This window comes from Frateuria sp. GZRR33, assembly GCF_051900425.1.
Taxonomy (GTDB): Bacteria; Pseudomonadota; Gammaproteobacteria; order Xanthomonadales; family Rhodanobacteraceae; genus Frateuria_A.
In genome coordinates this window covers 223688-239595 of the sequence record NZ_JBHZGK010000007.1, presented here as the reverse complement: position 1 = coordinate 239595, position 15908 = coordinate 223688, and the positions used below count along the sequence as shown (strand labels likewise).

Sequence of the window (15908 nt, the reverse complement as noted above, 5' to 3'; positions counted from 1 at the left end):
GGGGGGGGCGGCCCCCGCCCCCCGGCCCCCCCCCCCGCTTCCGCTTACAGGTAGGTCAGCGTGAAGTTGACCGACGAGGTCACCAGGCCGGCGGTGGTCGTGGTGGCGGTGGAGATGTAGCGGGCCTTCATCGTGGTCGAGCCGGCGCCGGAGGTCACCGCGATGCTCGGGGCATTGGCCTGGGTCGAGGTGTTGATCACCTGGTCACTGCTGTTGAGCAACTGGATCTGCACGTTGGAACCGCCGCTGGCGGTCGTGTTCTTCAGGTTGCCCGTGGCCGCGTCGACATTGCCGCCCGCGAACGTCATGTTGGCGCTGGCGGTGTTGGTGTCGCAGCCGCTCAGGGCGACGTTGAACGAGGTCGCGCCCGCGGTGGTGCCCACGGTGGAACCGAACGCGGCGGTCATGACGGTCGGCAGGGCGACCGTGCTGCCGCCATTGACGGCGATGGTGCAGGTGTCGGCGAGCACCTTGCCGGAGAAGTTGATGGTGCCGGTGCTGGCGGCCTGGGCGGAGGTGGCGAAGCCGGCGGCCACGACAGCGATCAGGGCGGCGGAGAGAAGGCGCTTGGACATGCTGGTTCCTCTGAAGTGGGTTGTTGCAAGACTCAAGTGATCGGGTGCGGTGCAGGCCCTGCGAACATTCCGAGCTGTCGTCCGCGGCATGGCCAACAAGCAGGGGCCTGTGTGGCTGTGACGCCCTTCGCAAGTCCTGTGCCAATGAGCGCACAATTCCGCCAAACCCTTGGCGCGCATGGGGCTGTGCCAAAAAAATGCCGCCTCGATCGCGAGGTGGCCGTCCCCTTCCCGGTGGACTCCCCAGTCCCGGTTTTGCCCCTGTGCGTCACATGCTTCACATTGTGATCACAATCACAGTTTGCGCACTCAAGTCGCGCAAGGCAAGGCCGATATGCCGCCCGTGTAAAGGGTGCTTGACACGTTTGGTCGCCACGCTTAGGCTTTGTGTCAAGTTTACTTGACAGGACTCGCCGGGGTGGCGGGTCGGTCGGGCAGGGGGTTTCCGAAATGCCGCGCTTCAACGAAAGCCAGTACCGCCGCCAGCTGTCGGTCGCGATGATGGCGTACATGGCCGCGATGCTGCTGGTCTGGCCGCTCAGCCGTACCGCCGCCAGCGTGCCGCTGAAGGTCGTGCTGGCGGTGGTACCGGTGCTGCCGATGCTGTTCGTGATCGGCCTGATGGCCCGGCGGATCGGTACAAGCGACGAGTTCGAGCAGCGCGTGCATCTGGTATCGCTGGGTGCTTCGACGGCCCTGCTGGGCGCGCTCAGCCTGGTCGGCGGGTTCCTGGCCGCGGCGGGCGTGCTGGTGCTGGACGGCAGCATCCTGATCTGGGTGTTCCCGGTGACCATGCTCGGTTATGGCCTGGCCCGCTGGTGGCTGCTGGTCCGCCACTACGGCGGGAGCGCCAGTTGCGAGACCGGTTCGCTGGGCTGGCGGCTGCTGTTGCTGGCCGTGCTGGCGTTGATGGTGCTGGGCGCGGCCTGGTGGCGCGGGCGACTGGACGATTTCCAGGCCGGCCTGCTGGTCGGGCTGGTGCCGGGCGTGCTGGTGGTGCTGGCCGTGCTGTTGTGGCGCCGCCTGCGCCGCGGGTCGGGCGAGGGCTGAGCCATGCCCGTGCGATCCATGGCGGGGCCGCGCCGTCGATGAAGAACCAGGTGCGCGACCTGCGCGGGGAGCAGGGATGGTCGCAGGCGGACCTGGCCGAACGGCTGGATGTCTCGCGCCAGACCGTCAACGCCATCGAAACCGGCAAGTACGACCCGAGCCTGCCGCTGGCGTTCAAGATCGCGCGGCTGTTCGGTCGGCCGATCGAAGCGATCTTCCAGCCGGCCGATGCAGAAGGATAGGGAGAGAGAAGGACATGAACAGGTTGCTGCGTCGCTACGCGAGCCGACTCTGGTTGCCGACCACGGTGATGCTGGTCGTGGCGGTGCTGTTTCTGCGGTATGCGCGGCAGCTGCCGCCGGGCGGCAAGCTGATTGCCGTGGCCGTGCTGATGGCGAGCTACGCCTGGACCGGCTGGGCGGAGTTCCGCCACATGCAGCTGATGGACGAGATGCGCCGCCGCCTGGAGATGGAGGCGATGGTGCTGGCCTTCATCGCCGGCACCGGCCTGGTGCTGGCGATGTTTTTCCTGCATTCGCTGAGGCTGGTCGTGATGCCGTTTGCCGCGGCGCCGATGGCGCTGTTCGGTTGCTACGTACTGGCGCAGCTGTGGGCGCGGCTGCGCTACCGCTACTGGTCGCTGTAGGAGGACGCATGAGACATCGCACCGCCGTCATCGTCGCCACGCTCGTGCTGCTGGTCTGCGCACGGATGCCGGCCTGGTCGGCGGCCGCCTCGCCGGATTGGGCGGCGCCGCCCGCACCGCTGGCCGCGCCGGGTGACGGACAGGTCGAAGTGGACGTCGCATGGGAGCTCGCGTCGAAGCTGGGGCGCTGGCTGGAAATCACCTTTGGGAAGGGACGGGAGTTGAGGACATGGCTTTGAAAGCGCGCACCGTGCTGCGCATCGTGGTGGTCGCCGCCGGGCTCGGCCTGCTGGCGTGGAAGCAGTTCCATCCGCACGCGCCGGCGACGGGCGGAAACGACGCGGTGGCCGAAACGGCGCCCGCGAAAAACCAGGCGCCGGCCAGGCCGCACACCTGGAAGCTGGGCAAGCTCACGCTGACCGCCTGCGAACTGGGCCGGCCGGACAGCGGCCTGACCACGGCCGCCTGGTGCGCGCCGTTCGAGGTGCCGGAGAACCGCGACGATCCCCACAGCCGCCGGATCAGGCTGAACGTGGCGGTGATCCGCTCCGACGCGCAGGTGCCGGCCAGGGACATGCTGGTGTTCCTCGCCGGCGGGCCTGGCCAGGCAGCCACCGAGACCTGGCCGATGATCGCGCCGGCGCTCGATCCCCTGCTGGCGCATCGCAACGTGCTGCTCATCGACCAGCGCGGCACCGGCAAGTCCAACCCGCTGGACTGCAAGGCAGCCGACAAGAACGACAGGATCGGCGCGGTCGCCGGCTTCGATGCCGAGCGCCTGCGCGCGCAGGTCGCCGCCTGCCTGAAGGAAGTGCAGGCCAAGGCCGATCCGCGCTTCTACACCACCACCGCGGCGGTGGCCGACCTGGAGGATGTGCGCCAGGCCCTCGGCGCGCCGAGCTTCGACCTGGTCGGCGTGTCCTATGGCACCCGCGTGGCGCAGCAGTATGCGATGCACCATCCCGATGCCGTGCGCAGCATCCTGCTCGACGGCGTGGTGCCCAACCAGCTGGTACTGGGCGAGGACTTCGCGCGCAACCTGGAGGACGCGCTCAAGGCGCAGTTCGCCCGCTGCACGGCCGAGTGCAAGGCGCGCTTCGGCGACCCGTACCAGACGCTCTACCAGTTGCGCGACGCGCTGCGCGCCAACCCGCACAAGGTCAGTTTCCGCGATCCGCAGACCTACCAGAGTGTCGAGCGCACGCTGAGCGACGACGCACTGGCCAGCGTGGTGCGGCTGTTCGCCTACTCGCCGGTCACCACCGCGCTGCTTCCGCTGTCGATCGATGCGGCCGCGCACGGCGACGTCGGTCCCCTGCTGGGCCAGGCCAAGCTGATCAGCGGCGACATGGCCGACAGCATGAACGGCGGCATGCAGTCCTCGGTGATCTGCAGCGAGGATGCCGACCTGCTCCAGCCGCGTCCGCAGGACGCCGACACCATCCTGGGCACGCGCATGATCGACACCCTGCAGGCGGTCTGCTCGGTGTGGCCGCACGGCACGCGCCCGGCCGACTTCCACCAGCCGCTGAAGACCGCGATCCCCACGCTGCTGCTCTCGGGCCAGTTCGACCCGGTGACGCCGCCGCGCTACGGCGAGGAGGTGCTCAAGGGTCTCTCCAACGGCCGCCACCTGGTGCTCAACGGCCAGGGCCACAACGTGATCGCCGCCGGCTGCATGCCCACGCTGGTGAAGAACTTCGTCGAGAAGCTCGATCCGGCCAAGCTCGATGCGAGCTGCCTGGACCGTCTGCAACCGACCCCGCTGTTCATCGATTTCAACGGAGCGACCCCATGATCGAGGTCAAGGATCTGCACAAGGCGTTCGGCGCGGTCAAAGCCGTCGACGGCGTCAGCTTCACCGCCCGCGACGGCGAGATCACCGGCCTGCTCGGCCCCAACGGCGCCGGCAAGACCACCACGCTGCGCATGCTCTACACGCTGATGAAACCCGACCGCGGCCAGGTGCTGGTCGACGGCGCGGACGCGGCCACCGATGCGCTCACCGTGCGCCGCCACCTGGGCGTGCTGCCCGATGCGCGCGGCCTGTACAAGCGCCTCACCGCGCGCGAGAACATCGACTACTTCGCGCACCTGCAGGGCCTGCCGGACGAGGAGGTGCGCAGCCGCCGCGAAGCGCTGATCGAGGCGCTGGACATGGCCGACATCGCCGACCGCCGCACCGAGGGCTTCTCGCAGGGCCAGCGGGTGAAGACCGCGATCGCCCGTGCGCTGGTGCACGACCCGCGCAACGTGATCCTCGACGAGCCGACCAACGGGCTGGACGTGATGGCCACCCGCGCGCTGCGTCAGTTCATGCTCAAGCTCAAGGCGGAGGGCCGCTGCGTGCTTTTCTCCAGCCACATCATGCAGGAGGTCGCCGCGCTGTGCGATCGCATCGTGGTGATCGCGCACGGTCGCGTGGTCGCCGACGAGACGCCCGACGCGCTGCGCGCGCAGACCGGCGAGGCGAACCTGGAAGAAGCCTTCGTGAAACTGATCGGCACCGATGAGGGACTGGCCGCATGAACAGGATGGAGAACCACCCGTTGCGGCGCAGCCGCGCATTCGTCACGGTGTTCCTGAAGGAAGTGCGCGAGAACCTGCGTGACCGCCGCACGCTCATCAGTGCGTTTCTCACCGGCCCGCTGCTGACCCCGCTGCTGTTCACGATGCTGATCAGCTTTACGGTGAACCGCGAGCTGGACAAGGCCGAGCAGCCGCTCAAGGTGCCGGTGATCGGCGCGCAGTACGCGCCCAACCTGGTCGGCGCGCTGAAGGCCGGCGGCGTGCTGCCGCAGCCGGCGCTGGCCAATCCGGAACAGGCGGTGCGCGACCAGCAGGCCGACCTTGTGCTGCGCATCGCGCCGGACTACGCCAAGGCCTGGCGCAGGGGCGAGCCGGTGCAGGTGGAGGTGATCTACGACTCCTCCCAGCGCGATGCGAGCACGCCGGTGGAACGGGTCACCAAGCTGGTGGAGAACTACTCCCGCCAGCAGGGCGCGATGCGGCTGGTGGCGCGCGGTCTTTCGCCGGCGCTGGCCTCCCCCGTGGTCGTGGCCAAGCGCGACCAGGCCACGGCGCAGTCGCGCGCGGTGCTGATGTTCAACATGCTGCCGTACCTGTTCGTGCTGACCATCTTCATCGGCGGCATGTACCTGGCGATCGACCTGACCGCCGGCGAGCGCGAGCGCCAATCGCTGGAGCCGCTGTTCGCCAACCCGGTGCCGCGCTGGAAGGTGTTCCTCGGCAAGCTGGCGGCGATCTGCGCGTTCTCCACCGCCAGCCTGGTGATCTGCCTGGTCGCCTTCTCGGTGGTCGGCCGGTTCATCCCGACCGAGAAGCTCGGCATGGAGGTGCGGCTGGGACCGTCCTTCGCCCTGCACGTGCTGCTGCTTCAGCTGCCGCTGATCGTGCTGCTGGGTGCACTGCAGTCGCTGGTGGCCGCGTTCGCCAAGAGCTACCGCGAGGCGCAGACCTACCTGTCGCTGCTGATGATGGTGCCGATCCTGCCGAGCATCTTCCTGATGGTGATGCCGCTCAAGCCGCAGAACTGGATGTATGCGGTGCCCCTGCTGGGCCAGCACCTGGGGATCATCGACCTGGTGCGTGGCGATGGCGTCGGCGCCGTGCCGCTCGCGCTGTGCCTTGCCGGCACCTCGCTGGCGGCACTGATCGCCGCGCTGGTGACGATGCAGCTCTACCGATCCGAGCGGCTGGCGATCTCCGGCTGAGACGCGATACGGCAGCGGGCCAGCACTGCGCCCTCTACCCTCCGGGGAGAGGGCTGGGGTGAGGGGTCAAGGCTGGCGGGGTGACAGGTCGAGGCCGGTGTGTCACTCATTCCCGCTCTGGTGAGGGGTTCGGGCGAGCTCCGGCCCCTCACCCAATCCTCTCACCGGAAGGGAGAGGGAGCTTGGTCAAGGCGTCGTGCTGCTGCTCGCCGCTGCAGGCAGCGGCTGTACCGGCGTCCTGTCCTCGGGCCGGCGAACCAGCTTGCCCTGTTTGAACAGCTCGGCCGCGACCTGGTAATACGCAGTCGCGTCGTCGATGTCCTCCGGATCGCGCGGATGCGCCGGTGACGCATCGCCCGTGGCGAAGTCCGGCCGCAGCTGCTCGAGCTTCTTCTGCGGCTCCAGGATCGTCAGCAACCCCTGGTGCAGGTAGCCGAGCTTCTCGTAGGTGGCGGGGAACGCCCGTTCGCGCCCCGGCGGCAGCTGGAAGATGTCGTAGCCGAAGAAGCGGCTGCGGTAGCTGAAGTGCAGCAATCCCAGCAGCGTCGGCGCGATGTCGATCTGGCTCATGAACCGGTCCACCCGCCTGGGCGCGATGTGCGCGGGCGCATAGATCCACAGCGGGATGTGGTAGCGGTTCACCGGCAGGCTGGTCTTGCCGGCGCTGGAGGCGTCGTGGTCGGCGGTGATCACGAACACGGTGTCGTCGAAGTAGGGGCGCTTGCGCGCGCGCGCGATGAAGTCGGCGATCGACCAGTCGGTATAGGCCACCGCGCCCTCGCGCGTGCCGTTGCGCTCCTTCACCCGCCCGGCCGGGAAGGTGAACGGCCGATGGTTGCTCGTGGTCATGACGTGCAGGAAGAACGGCTTGCCCTCGCCGTGGATCTTGTCCATCTCGCCCAGCGCCAGCGTGTACAGGTCCTCGTCGGCCACGCCCCACACGTTCTCGCTATGGATCGTCGCGCCCTTGGGGATGTCCTTGCGGTCCACCGGGATGTAGCCGTTGTGGCCGAAGAAGTAGTTCATGTTGTCGAAGTAGCCGTAGCCGCCGTAGACAAACTCCGACACGTAGCCGCGATCGTTGAAGATGTCGGCCAGCGAGAACAGGTTCTCGTTGTGGTGCATCTTCAGCACCGAGTCGCCCGGCGTGGGCGGGATCGACAGCGACAGCGCCTCCAGTCCGCGCACCGTGCGCGTGCCGTTTGCATAGACGTTGTCGAAGAACAGGCTGTCGTTGGCCAGGGCGTCCAGGTGCGGGGTGATCTCGCCGTGGCTGGCGCCGAACGTCTTGAGGAAGTCGGCCGACAGGCTCTCCACGCTGATCAGCACCACGTTGAGGTGCCGCTCGGGGCCGGGGTTGCGGATCGCCCGGGTCAGGTCGTGCGCATCGTCGCTGACGTAGGTCGCGTCGGGCGTCTTCAGCGCCGTGCGCACGCGCCCGAAGGCGACATCGTCGGGCAGGGTGCGGTAGAAGCGCGAGTAGTCCAGGTGGTTGCTGCGGAAGGCGGCAAAGAACTGGTAGATGCCGTTGCCGGCCAGCTCGTTGACGTACTGGTTGTCGCTGCGGTCCTTCAAGGTGCCGTTGACGGCCAACACCGAAAGCCCCGTCAGCACGAGCCACGCCAGCACCACCTTGCCGCGCCCCAGCAGGCGGCTGCCGCCGTCCACGGGGCGCAGCCAGCGCCGGCTCAGCCACACGATGAGGAGCGCCAGCAGGCCGATCAGGCTCATCCACAGGCCGATCGGATAGGACTCGCGGATGTTGCCCACCACCTCGGTGGTGTAGACCAGGTAGTCGACCGCGATGAAGTTGAAGCGCACGCCGAACTCGCCCCAGAAGACGAACTCCGAGGCGGCCACGAACAGCAGCCAGAACACCAGCAGCAGCGCCAGCAGGTTGAGCGTCCAGTGCCCCACGCGCGAAACGTAGACGCGCCGCGGCACCAGCCACAGGAACAGCAGCAGCGGCCAGGCCACGTAGAGCAGCGTGACCAGGTCGTAGCAGGCGCCGATGCCGAAGGCGTAGAGCCAGTACAGCGGGTTGTGCGGCACGCCGGGGCCGGTCATCGCCAGCAGCACGATGCGGGTCACCGCCCCGATCAGCAGGTAGGTGACGCCGAGCCACCACAGCGGGCGGAATCGCTGGCGCAGCGGCTGATCAGGCATGGCGGACAAGGACATGACGACCCCTGGGTGTGGGACTGGATGGCAACATGACTTTATACACGGCGGCGCTTGGCCGGTGCTTAGGAGGCCCGCCAGCGGGAAACTCCAGACTCCTTCTCCCCACGGGGGAGAGGGCGCTTGGGGTTATCGAACAAGAGCAGGTGCGAGCCTTCGGCTCCCTCTCCTTTCCGGGGAGAGGGTTGGGGTGAGGGGCGGGGCTCGCCCGGACTTCCGATGGCGCGTAGTCCTCTTTTGGAATGCGGAACGAGAGCATGCGCACATCACCCGCCGCTTCCCGCAAGCCTTGGCCCCTCACCCCAGCCCTCTCCCCGGAGGGGAGAGGGGGCTGGTTTGCGGCTGGGTTGCAGGCGGTGGCTTTGTGGAGCATGCAGGTGCGAGCCTGTGGCTCCCTCTCCCCGGAGGGGAGAGGCGGCCTGGTTTGCGGCTGGTTTGCAGGCGGTGGCTTTGTGGAGCATGCAGGTGCGAGCCTTCGGCTCCCTCTCCTTTCCGGGGAGAGGGTTGGGGTGAGGGGTCGGGGCTCGCCCGGACGTCCGATGGCGCGCAGTTCTCTTTTGGAATGCCGAACGAGAGCATGCGCACATCACCCGCCGCTTCCCGCAAGCCTTGGCCCCGTACCCCAGCCCTCTCTCTGAAGGGGAGAGGAGGCCTGATTTGCGGTGGTTCGCGGGCGGTGTTTCGCGGGCGGTGGTTTCGGGGGCCGTGTGGACGGGACGCCCCTGCTCCCTGACCTGGAGGGGAGGCAGGACTCTCAGTCTGTGGTGGGTTTCGGGACGGCTGCGATGGCCGCCACGCGCGCCTTGTCCATCGCCTCGCCGATCGCCGGTCCGCTCAGCCCGCGCGCGATGAATTCGGCCGCATTGACCGACGCCGCCGCGTCGCGCGCCGCGCGCAGGAATCCCGCCTGCGGATAGGCCGCCTCCGCGCGCCCCGACCGCCCGCGCTTGTCTGCCTCGCACACGACGAGGAACGTCTCCAGCCGCTGCGGGCGCCGCAGGGCATCGAGCCTGGTCAGCAGCCGCAGCACGGTCGCCGGCTTGAGCTCCAGGGCGCGATGCGCATTGAGATGCTCGCGGCAGGCCAGTTCGGCCAGCGCGGCGTGCTCGGCCGGCACTTTCAGTCGCGAGGCCAGAGCGCGCAGCGGTGCCACGCCGGCATGTTCGTGCCCGATGTGGCTGGGCAGCACGTCGGCCGGCGTGCACGCCTTGCCCAGGTCGTGGCACAGCGCACAGAAGCCGACCAGGTCGTCGCCGGGGGCCAGGCGCGCGGCCATGTCCAGCACCAGCTCCAGGTGCACCCCGGTGTCGACCTCGGGGTGGTACTCGGGCCGCTGCGGCACGCCGTAGAGCGCGTCGACTTCCGGAAACAGCACCGCCAGCGCGCCAGCTTCGCGCAGCACGCGCAGGAAGGTGGACGGTTGCGGTTCGGCCAGCGCGCGCCGGGTTTCGGCCCACACCCGTTCGGGTACCAGGTGGTCGACCTCGCCGTCGGCGACCATCGTGCGCATCAGCGCCATGGTTTCCTCGGCCACGCGGAAACCCAGCGGCGCGAAACGCGCCGCGAAGCGGGCCACGCGCAAGAGCCGCACCGGGTCCTCCACGAACGCCGGCGACACATGCCGCAGCACGCGCGCTTCGATATCGCGCTGGCCGTCGAAGGGATCGACCAGCGCGCCCGACTCGTCCTGCGCGATGGCGTTGATCGTGAGGTCGCGCCGCGCGAGGTCCTCCTCCAGCGTCACGCCGGGGTCGGCGTGGAAGGCGAAGCCGTGGTAGCCGTGGCCGGTCTTGCGCTCGGTGCGCGCCAGCGCGTACTCCTCGCCGGTATCCGGATGCAGGAACACCGGGAAGTCCTTGCCGACCGGCCTGAACCCCTGGGCGAGCATCTCGTCCGGCGTGGCGCCCACCACCACGTGATCGTGGTCGACCACCGGACGCCCCAGCAGCCGGTCGCGCACGGCACCACCGACCAGGTAGCGGCGCATGTCAGCGGGTGGCGCCGGCGGTCGCGACCGCGCTGGCCGGCGCGGTGGGACAGGTCACGTCCTTGCGCGGCGTATGGACGTCCGGAAGGCTGTAAGGCTGCCCGATCGGCGGCATCCGCGAGGCCAGCGGCAGGGCCTTGCCGGAGAGGCGCCAGTCGTAGATCACGGCGAAGGCCATCACGCGGGCCACGTAGTCGCGGGTCTCATGGTAGGGAATGGTCGCCACGAACAGGTCCGGCGGCAAGTTGCCGCGTTCGCCGAGCCACTGGTCGACCTTGTTCGGGCCGGCGTTGTAGGCGGCGCTGGCCAGCCACGGCGCGCCGCTGAAACGCGCGGCCATCTGCGCCAGGTAGCGCGTGCCGAGCATGATGTTGACCGCCGGGTCGTACAGCGACTGGCCGCCCTGCCAGGCCAGCCCGTTCTTCTTCGCCACCTGCGCGGCGGTGGCCGGCACCAGCTGCATCAGGCCGCGCGCGTCGGCGCCGGAGTGCGCGTCGCTCATCCAGGCGCTCTCGGCGCGCGCGATCGCATAGGCCCAGGACGGGTCGATGCCGGCCTGCTGCGCCTGCGGCACCACGCCATCCTGGCTGGCCAGCGGGAAGCGCTGGTCGTAGTAGCGCAGCGCATCGCCGCTGGAGTAGGTGAACACCGCGCGGTCGTACCAGCCACGCTCGTAGGCCAGCCGCGCGGCGATGCGCAGCGTGGTGGCGTCGGCATCCCCGAGCGCGCGCGACCATTCGCGGCGCGCCAGTTGCGGCAGGTTCACGGCGAACAGTTCGAAGGCGCGCTGCAGCCCGGGCTTGTCCAGCAGCGCCTGTTCGCGCTGGGCGTCGTCCGGCGGGTCGAGCGGGCAGATCGCGTAGTCGTCCTGCACGCGGTCGGCGGCGAGGAAACCGTAGTAGGTCGGCTCCTGCGCGAGTTTCGCGAAGAGCGTGCCGGCCTGGTCGGCCTGGCCGGTGGCGGCCAGTGCGCGGGCGCGGAAGTAGCGCCACTCGTCCTCGTCCTGCTGGCCGGCGGGCATGGCGTCGATCGCGGCCAGCACGGCCGGCCAGTCCTGCCGTGCCAGCGCGACGCGCGCGCGCCATTCGCGGCTGGTGTCGGTCTGCACATCGGCGGGCAGGCTGGCCAGGCGGACCAGCGCGTGCTCGTCGAAGTCGGTGGCGTGGAACAGCGCCAGCGCGTAGAGCACGCCATCGCGCTGTGCGGGGGTGAAGCTGAAGCGAGGCGCCAGGCGTTTCCAGCCGGCGTCGGCCGCGTCGGTGTCGCGCCGGGCCAGGCGCTTGAGCGCCAGCGCGGCCGCCTGGCGGTGGCGCGGCGTGTCGGGCCACTGGGTTGCATCGGCGACGGCGGCGGCCGGGTCGCGCAAGGCTTGCGCCAGTCGCGCGGCGGCCTTGCCTTCCTCGCCCGGCAGCCAGCCGGCCAGCGCCGCGATGGTGCCGCCCTGGCCCGCGTCGATCGCGCGATCGATACGTGCCCACAGGCGCGCGCTGGTGAGCAGGCCGGCATCGTGCGCGGCGTCGAGCACCGGATCGCAGGTGTTGGGCAGGCTGGGGCTGTTCCACAACGCGGCCAGGTCGCGCTCGAAGTCGAGCGTGCCGCCCTGCGCCAGTCTGGCTTGCAGCGCGTCGCAGGCCAGCGCATCGCCGAGGCCGCTCTGGTACAGCGCCAGGAAATCGTCCCAGTGCTGCTGGCGCGCCTGGCTGCGCAACCAGGCGCGGCGCAGGTCGGCAGCGGGCAGCAGGTTGGGGTAACGCTTGATGTAGTCGGCGACCGTGGCGCGGTCGAGCGTGTCCACGTCGTGCTCGAGCGCGGCTGCTTCCAGATAGGGATACAACGGGTAATCGGCCAGCTCCTTGGCCCAGCTGCGCCAGCCGTCGCCGCCCTGCTGGGCCACCGCCCAGGCCTGCCTGAAGGCGAGGCGCTGCTCGGCCAGCGAGGGCGCGGCATGTACCGCCGGCGCAAGGAAGCACCAGGCGGCGAGGGCGAACAGGAGGTGCGACAAGGGGCGCCGGGCGCGGGCGGCCGGGGAGGTGTTCGGGGTCATCGTCACAAGTGTAGTAATCCGCGGTAAGCGCAGCGTTAATCGCCGGCATCCTGGCGCAGGCTTGATAAGCTGGCGTTTTTTGCCCGCCGCAGGAATCCATGTCCGCCACGCCGCCGCTTCGTTCCCGCCCGCACTGGCCCGCGTGGGCCGCGCTCGTGCTGGCAGCCCTGGCCGGTGTGGTCGGCTGGTGGTGGATGGGCCGACCCGTGGCGCTGCCGGATGCGCCCTCCTCGCGCATCGCCTGCGTGTCGTATGCGCCGTACCGGCGCCCGGGCGAAACGCCGTACGACCCGAGCACCTTCATTGGCCCCGAGCGCATCGATGCGGACCTGCGCGCGTTGTCGCAGCGCTTCGACTGCGTGCGTACCTACTCGCAGGGCCAGGGCCTGGCCGCGGTGCCCTCGATCGCCCGGCGCTACGGCATGCAGGTGCTGATGGGCATCTGGCTCGGCCGCGACCCGGCGGCGAACGCGCAGGAAATCGCCAGGGGCATCGCCACGGCCAACGCCAACGCCGACGTGCTGCGCGGGGTGATCGTCGGCAACGAGGTGCTGCTGCGCGGCGAACTCGCGCCGCAGACGCTGGCCGGCTACGTACGCCAGGTGCGTGCGGCGATCCCCGCCGCGGTGCCGGTGACCTACGCCGACGTGTGGGAGTTCTGGCTGCGCTATCCGCAGATGGCGCAGGTGGTCGACTACCTGACCATCCACATCCTGCCGTACTGGGAAGACGAGCCGGTGCCGCCGGAGCACGCCGTGCGTCACGTGGCGCAGGTGTATGCGCAGATGCAGCGCGCGTTCCCGGGCAAGCGGGTGATGATCGGCGAAACCGGCTGGCCCAGCGCCGGCCGCCCGCGCCGTGCCGCGCGCGCCACGGTGGTGAACGAGGCGCGCTACCTGCGCGAGTTCCTCGGCTACGCCGCCAAGGTGCACATGCCCTACAACGTGATCGAGGCCTTCGACCAGCCGTGGAAACGCATGCAGGAAGGCACGGTCGGTGGCTACTGGGGCATCTTCGACGTGGACGCGCGGCCGAAATTTCCGATGACCGGACCGGTGGTGGAAGAGCCGCGCTGGTGGTGGGGCTGGATCGCCGGTGCGGCCGGTGCGGCGCTGTTCGGCCTGGCCGGCGTGCCGCGCAACAAGCGCGCTGCGGGCGGCTTGCTGCTGGCCGGCTTCGCCAGCGGTGCCGCACTGGCGTGGCAGGGCCGGCAGATGATCTTCGCCTGTCGCGACCTGTTCGAGTGGGGTGCGTCCATCGCCGCCTGCGTGGCTGCATTGGCGACGGCGTTCTGGCTTGCGCGCGGTATCGTGCACCGCCTGGCCGGGCGGGAGGCCGTCCCGTCGGCACCGGCCTGGCTGCTGCTGGGCTGGCTGTTCGCGATGGCCTGGTACGACCTGCTGCTGGTATTCGACGGTCGTTACCGCGACTTCCCGCTGGGCTTGTTCGTGCTGCCGTGCGTGGGCTACTCGCTGGCCAGCTGGCTCGATTCGCAGCCGGCGCGTCCGCCGCTGGAGCACCGCCTGCTGGCCGTGCTGCTGCCGGCGCTCGGAACGCTGGTGGTGGTGCAGGAGGTGGGTCTCAATCTCACCGCCTGGCTATGGCTGGGGCTGAACCTCGCCCTCGCCGTGCCGGTGCTGGCGGCGTGGTGGCAGGCCATCCGCCTGGGCCCGCAGCAGGCGTAGCGCGCCGACCAGCAGCGCGAACGCGCCGGCCTCGAAGCAGTACAGCACCAGTGCGGCCACGCCCAGCGCGGCGGCCAGCCACGCGGCCAGCGGATGGCGCCAGAACAGCGCGATGAAGGCCGCGGTAAGCGCCGCGTAACCGTAGGTGTAGCTGAGGAAGCCCAGCACCGCCCATTCGCGCCAGGCGCACCAGGCCGGGCCACCGCCGACGGTGCACAGGTTGGCCACCGCCGGTGGCTCGATCACGCCATAGCGCAGCGCGGAGGCGGCGAGCGCGACCAGCGCGAGGGTGAACCAGGGCAGGGCCAGGCGCAGCGTGCGGCTCATCGGCGCAACCGGTGGGCGCGTGGCGCCAGTGGGGCGGCCAGGCGGATTTCCGCCGCCAGCGGCAGGTGGTCGGAAAACGCCTGCGGCAGGGCCCAGACGCGTTCGAGCGTGAGCGACTCGGACAACAGGATGTGATCCAGCGCCCGCCGCGGCTTCCAGCTGGGGAAGGTCGGCGTGGGCTGTTCGGGCGGCTGCAGGCTGCAGCGCGCGAACAGGTGGCGCATCTCGGCGCTGTGCGCCTCGGTATTGAGGTCGCCCATCAGCACCACGTTGGGGTAGCCGTGGAGGACCTCGGCGATGAAGGCGAGCTGGCGCGCGCGCGCCTGCGCCGACAGCGAAAGGTGGGCGATCATCACGGTGAGCGCCTCGGCCTCGGCGCCGTAGCGCACCAGCAGCGCGCCGCGGCCGGGAATGCGGCTGGGCAGCGGGTAGTCGTAGACGCTATGCGGCTCCATCCGGCTGATCAGGCCGTTGGCCGAATGCGCCAGGCGCGCCATCGGCCGGTTCGGCTGGTGGCTCCAGAACGGCAGGCCGGACGCCTCGGCCAGGTAGCGGGTCTGGTTGAGAAAACCCGAACGCAGGCTGCCGGCATCGGCCTCCTGCAGGCCGATTACATCGAATTGCGGCAGCACCTCGGCCAGGCGGTCGAGGTTCTCCAGCTTGCTGCGGCCGGGCAGCACCGCGTTGATGCTGCGGGTGACGTATTCGCTGTAACGCTGCACGCTGGCGCCGGCCAGGATGTTGCAGCTGAGCAGGCGCAGGCGGCGTTCGGCGGGAGCCTTGTCGGGGAGGGCTTGGGCGGCGCTGGTCATCGAGGCGGATGGGGAAGGGGCTTGGTGGGCGGTCATTGCTTGCAACGTTCACCCTGGGCGTGGCGCAGCGAAGCCGAAGGGCCGTTCGATTCCGCCGCTGGCCCGCGGCCAGGGACAACGGTCACGGCAGCAGCATCGCCCCCCCTGTGTGAACGCGAGGCGCGCCCGGTTACTTGCCGGCCAGTTCCCGATCGACCAGCCAGCGGGTGAGCTTGACCAGTTCGTCCAGCGTCTTCACCTGGGCGCTGCGGTACTTGCCGTCCACCACGATGGTCGGGGTGCCGTCGATCTGCCACTTCTGCAGCAGGTCGAAATCCTTCTTCATCTGCGCGGTCGCTGCGTCGGAGTTGGCGATCTGGAGGAACTTCGCGCGGTCCACGCCCTGGCGTGCGTAGAAGTCGGCCAGCTCGTCGAGCGTGTTGATCGGGTAGTGGTCCTCGAACTTGGCCTTGAACAGGGCCAGGTGGGTGCGGTCGACCACGCCCAGTTGCCTGGCCGCGTAGTAGGCGCGGGCGAACGGCATCCAGGCGTCGTTGAAGGGCGCCGGCAGCAGCTTGAACTCCACGCCCTTGGGCAGCGACTTGCGCAGCTCCTCGGCGGTCGGCGCGAAATGCGCGCAGTGCACGCAGCCGTAGGAGAACACCTCCACCACTTCGACCTTGCCCGCGGGGCTCAGGCGCTCGTGCGGTGCGGGCAGCGTCACGTACTGGTCGCCCTCGGTGAAGGGCGCGGGCGTCTCGGGCGACGCGGTGCAGGCGCTGGCCAGCAGCAGGCCGCCGAGCAGGGTCAGCAGACGCAGGCGGGCGAAGTGCTTGATCATGGAAGTCTCCGAGGAATGGAAGGCGTGCGGCGTGGCGCGTGCCGCGC

The 15908-nt window shown here is 69.6% G+C and carries 15 protein-coding genes; 8 read left to right on the top strand and 7 right to left on the bottom strand.

Features of this window, described 5'->3' with window-relative positions; translation table 11 throughout:
- Positions 1 to 44: 44 nt before the first annotated feature.
- Entirely contained in the window at positions 45 to 575 is a 531-nt protein-coding gene (locus ACFWZU_RS11410) for a fimbrial protein (RefSeq protein WP_439701632.1), read from the bottom strand.
- Between the two features lie 450 nt (positions 576 to 1025).
- Between ACFWZU_RS11410 and ACFWZU_RS11405 the strand changes: the two genes are divergently transcribed.
- Genes ACFWZU_RS11405 through ACFWZU_RS11375 form a run of 7 tightly spaced genes read left to right on the top strand, consistent with a single transcriptional unit; the run spans position 1026 to position 6005 of the window.
- Positions 1026 to 1625 carry a hypothetical protein gene (locus ACFWZU_RS11405; RefSeq protein WP_439701631.1) on the top strand — a complete coding sequence of 200 codons (600 nt, stop codon included), beginning with the start codon at positions 1026 to 1028 and terminating at the stop codon, positions 1623 to 1625.
- Positions 1626 to 1663: 38 nt separating this feature from the next.
- Complete coding sequence (locus ACFWZU_RS11400) at positions 1664 to 1867, top strand: helix-turn-helix transcriptional regulator (protein WP_439701630.1); 204 nt, start codon at positions 1664 to 1666, stop codon at positions 1865 to 1867.
- Positions 1868 to 1881: 14 nt separating this feature from the next.
- Positions 1882 to 2271, top strand: a complete 390-nt coding sequence (locus ACFWZU_RS11395; protein ID WP_439701629.1) for a hypothetical protein — start codon at positions 1882 to 1884, stop codon at positions 2269 to 2271.
- Between the two features lie 8 nt (positions 2272 to 2279).
- Positions 2280 to 2510: a hypothetical protein gene (locus ACFWZU_RS11390; RefSeq protein WP_439701628.1), complete on the top strand. Its 231-nt coding sequence runs from the start codon at positions 2280 to 2282 to the stop codon at positions 2508 to 2510.
- The gene (locus ACFWZU_RS11385) at positions 2501 to 4069 is read left to right on the top strand and encodes an alpha/beta hydrolase (RefSeq protein ID WP_439701627.1); all 1569 of its coding nucleotides are present in this window, start codon (positions 2501 to 2503) and stop codon (positions 4067 to 4069) included. The genes ACFWZU_RS11390 and ACFWZU_RS11385 overlap by 10 nt, the downstream gene beginning before the upstream one ends.
- The gene (locus ACFWZU_RS11380; RefSeq protein ID WP_439701626.1) at positions 4066 to 4800 is read left to right on the top strand and encodes an ABC transporter ATP-binding protein; all 735 of its coding nucleotides are present in this window, start codon (positions 4066 to 4068) and stop codon (positions 4798 to 4800) included. Before ACFWZU_RS11385 ends, ACFWZU_RS11380 begins: the two co-directional genes overlap by 4 nt.
- The gene (locus tag ACFWZU_RS11375) at positions 4797 to 6005 is read left to right on the top strand and encodes an ABC transporter permease (RefSeq protein ID WP_439701625.1); all 1209 of its coding nucleotides are present in this window, start codon (positions 4797 to 4799) and stop codon (positions 6003 to 6005) included. The genes ACFWZU_RS11380 and ACFWZU_RS11375 overlap by 4 nt, the downstream gene beginning before the upstream one ends.
- A 186-nt stretch (positions 6006 to 6191) precedes the next feature.
- Here ACFWZU_RS11375 and ACFWZU_RS11370 read toward each other — a convergent pair whose 3' ends face one another.
- From ACFWZU_RS11370 to ACFWZU_RS11360, 3 genes are all read right to left on the bottom strand, one after another.
- Entirely contained in the window at positions 6192 to 8186 is a 1995-nt protein-coding gene (locus ACFWZU_RS11370; protein WP_439701624.1) for an LTA synthase family protein, read from the bottom strand.
- 754 nt (positions 8187 to 8940) lie between these two features.
- On the bottom strand, positions 8941 to 10173 hold the full coding sequence (locus ACFWZU_RS11365) for a multifunctional CCA addition/repair protein (protein WP_439701623.1): 1233 nt from the start codon (positions 10171 to 10173) through the stop codon (positions 8941 to 8943).
- Position 10174: 1 nt separating this feature from the next.
- A complete protein-coding gene (locus ACFWZU_RS11360; protein ID WP_439701622.1) occupies positions 10175 to 12217 on the bottom strand; it encodes a transglycosylase SLT domain-containing protein in 2043 nt (680 codons plus the stop codon).
- Between the two features lie 98 nt (positions 12218 to 12315).
- Here ACFWZU_RS11360 and ACFWZU_RS11355 point away from each other — a divergent pair, with 98 nt between their 5' ends.
- The gene (locus ACFWZU_RS11355; RefSeq protein ID WP_439701621.1) at positions 12316 to 13902 is read left to right on the top strand and encodes a glycoside hydrolase family 17; all 1587 of its coding nucleotides are present in this window, start codon (positions 12316 to 12318) and stop codon (positions 13900 to 13902) included.
- Here the strand turns inward: ACFWZU_RS11355 and ACFWZU_RS11350 are convergent.
- The 3 genes from ACFWZU_RS11350 to ACFWZU_RS11340 form a co-directional block, all read right to left on the bottom strand.
- Positions 13816 to 14229 (bottom strand): hypothetical protein, encoded by a 414-nt coding sequence (locus ACFWZU_RS11350; protein ID WP_439701620.1) that lies wholly within the window; start codon positions 14227 to 14229, stop codon positions 13816 to 13818. The genes ACFWZU_RS11355 and ACFWZU_RS11350 overlap by 87 nt on opposite strands.
- The gene (locus ACFWZU_RS11345; protein ID WP_439701636.1) at positions 14226 to 15041 is read right to left on the bottom strand and encodes an endonuclease/exonuclease/phosphatase family protein; all 816 of its coding nucleotides are present in this window, start codon (positions 15039 to 15041) and stop codon (positions 14226 to 14228) included. The genes ACFWZU_RS11350 and ACFWZU_RS11345 overlap by 4 nt, the downstream gene beginning before the upstream one ends.
- Positions 15042 to 15210: 169 nt before the next feature.
- Positions 15211 to 15861 carry a thiol:disulfide interchange protein DsbA/DsbL gene (locus ACFWZU_RS11340; protein WP_439701619.1) on the bottom strand — a complete coding sequence of 217 codons (651 nt, stop codon included), beginning with the start codon at positions 15859 to 15861 and terminating at the stop codon, positions 15211 to 15213.
- Positions 15862 to 15908: the final 47 nt, after the last annotated feature.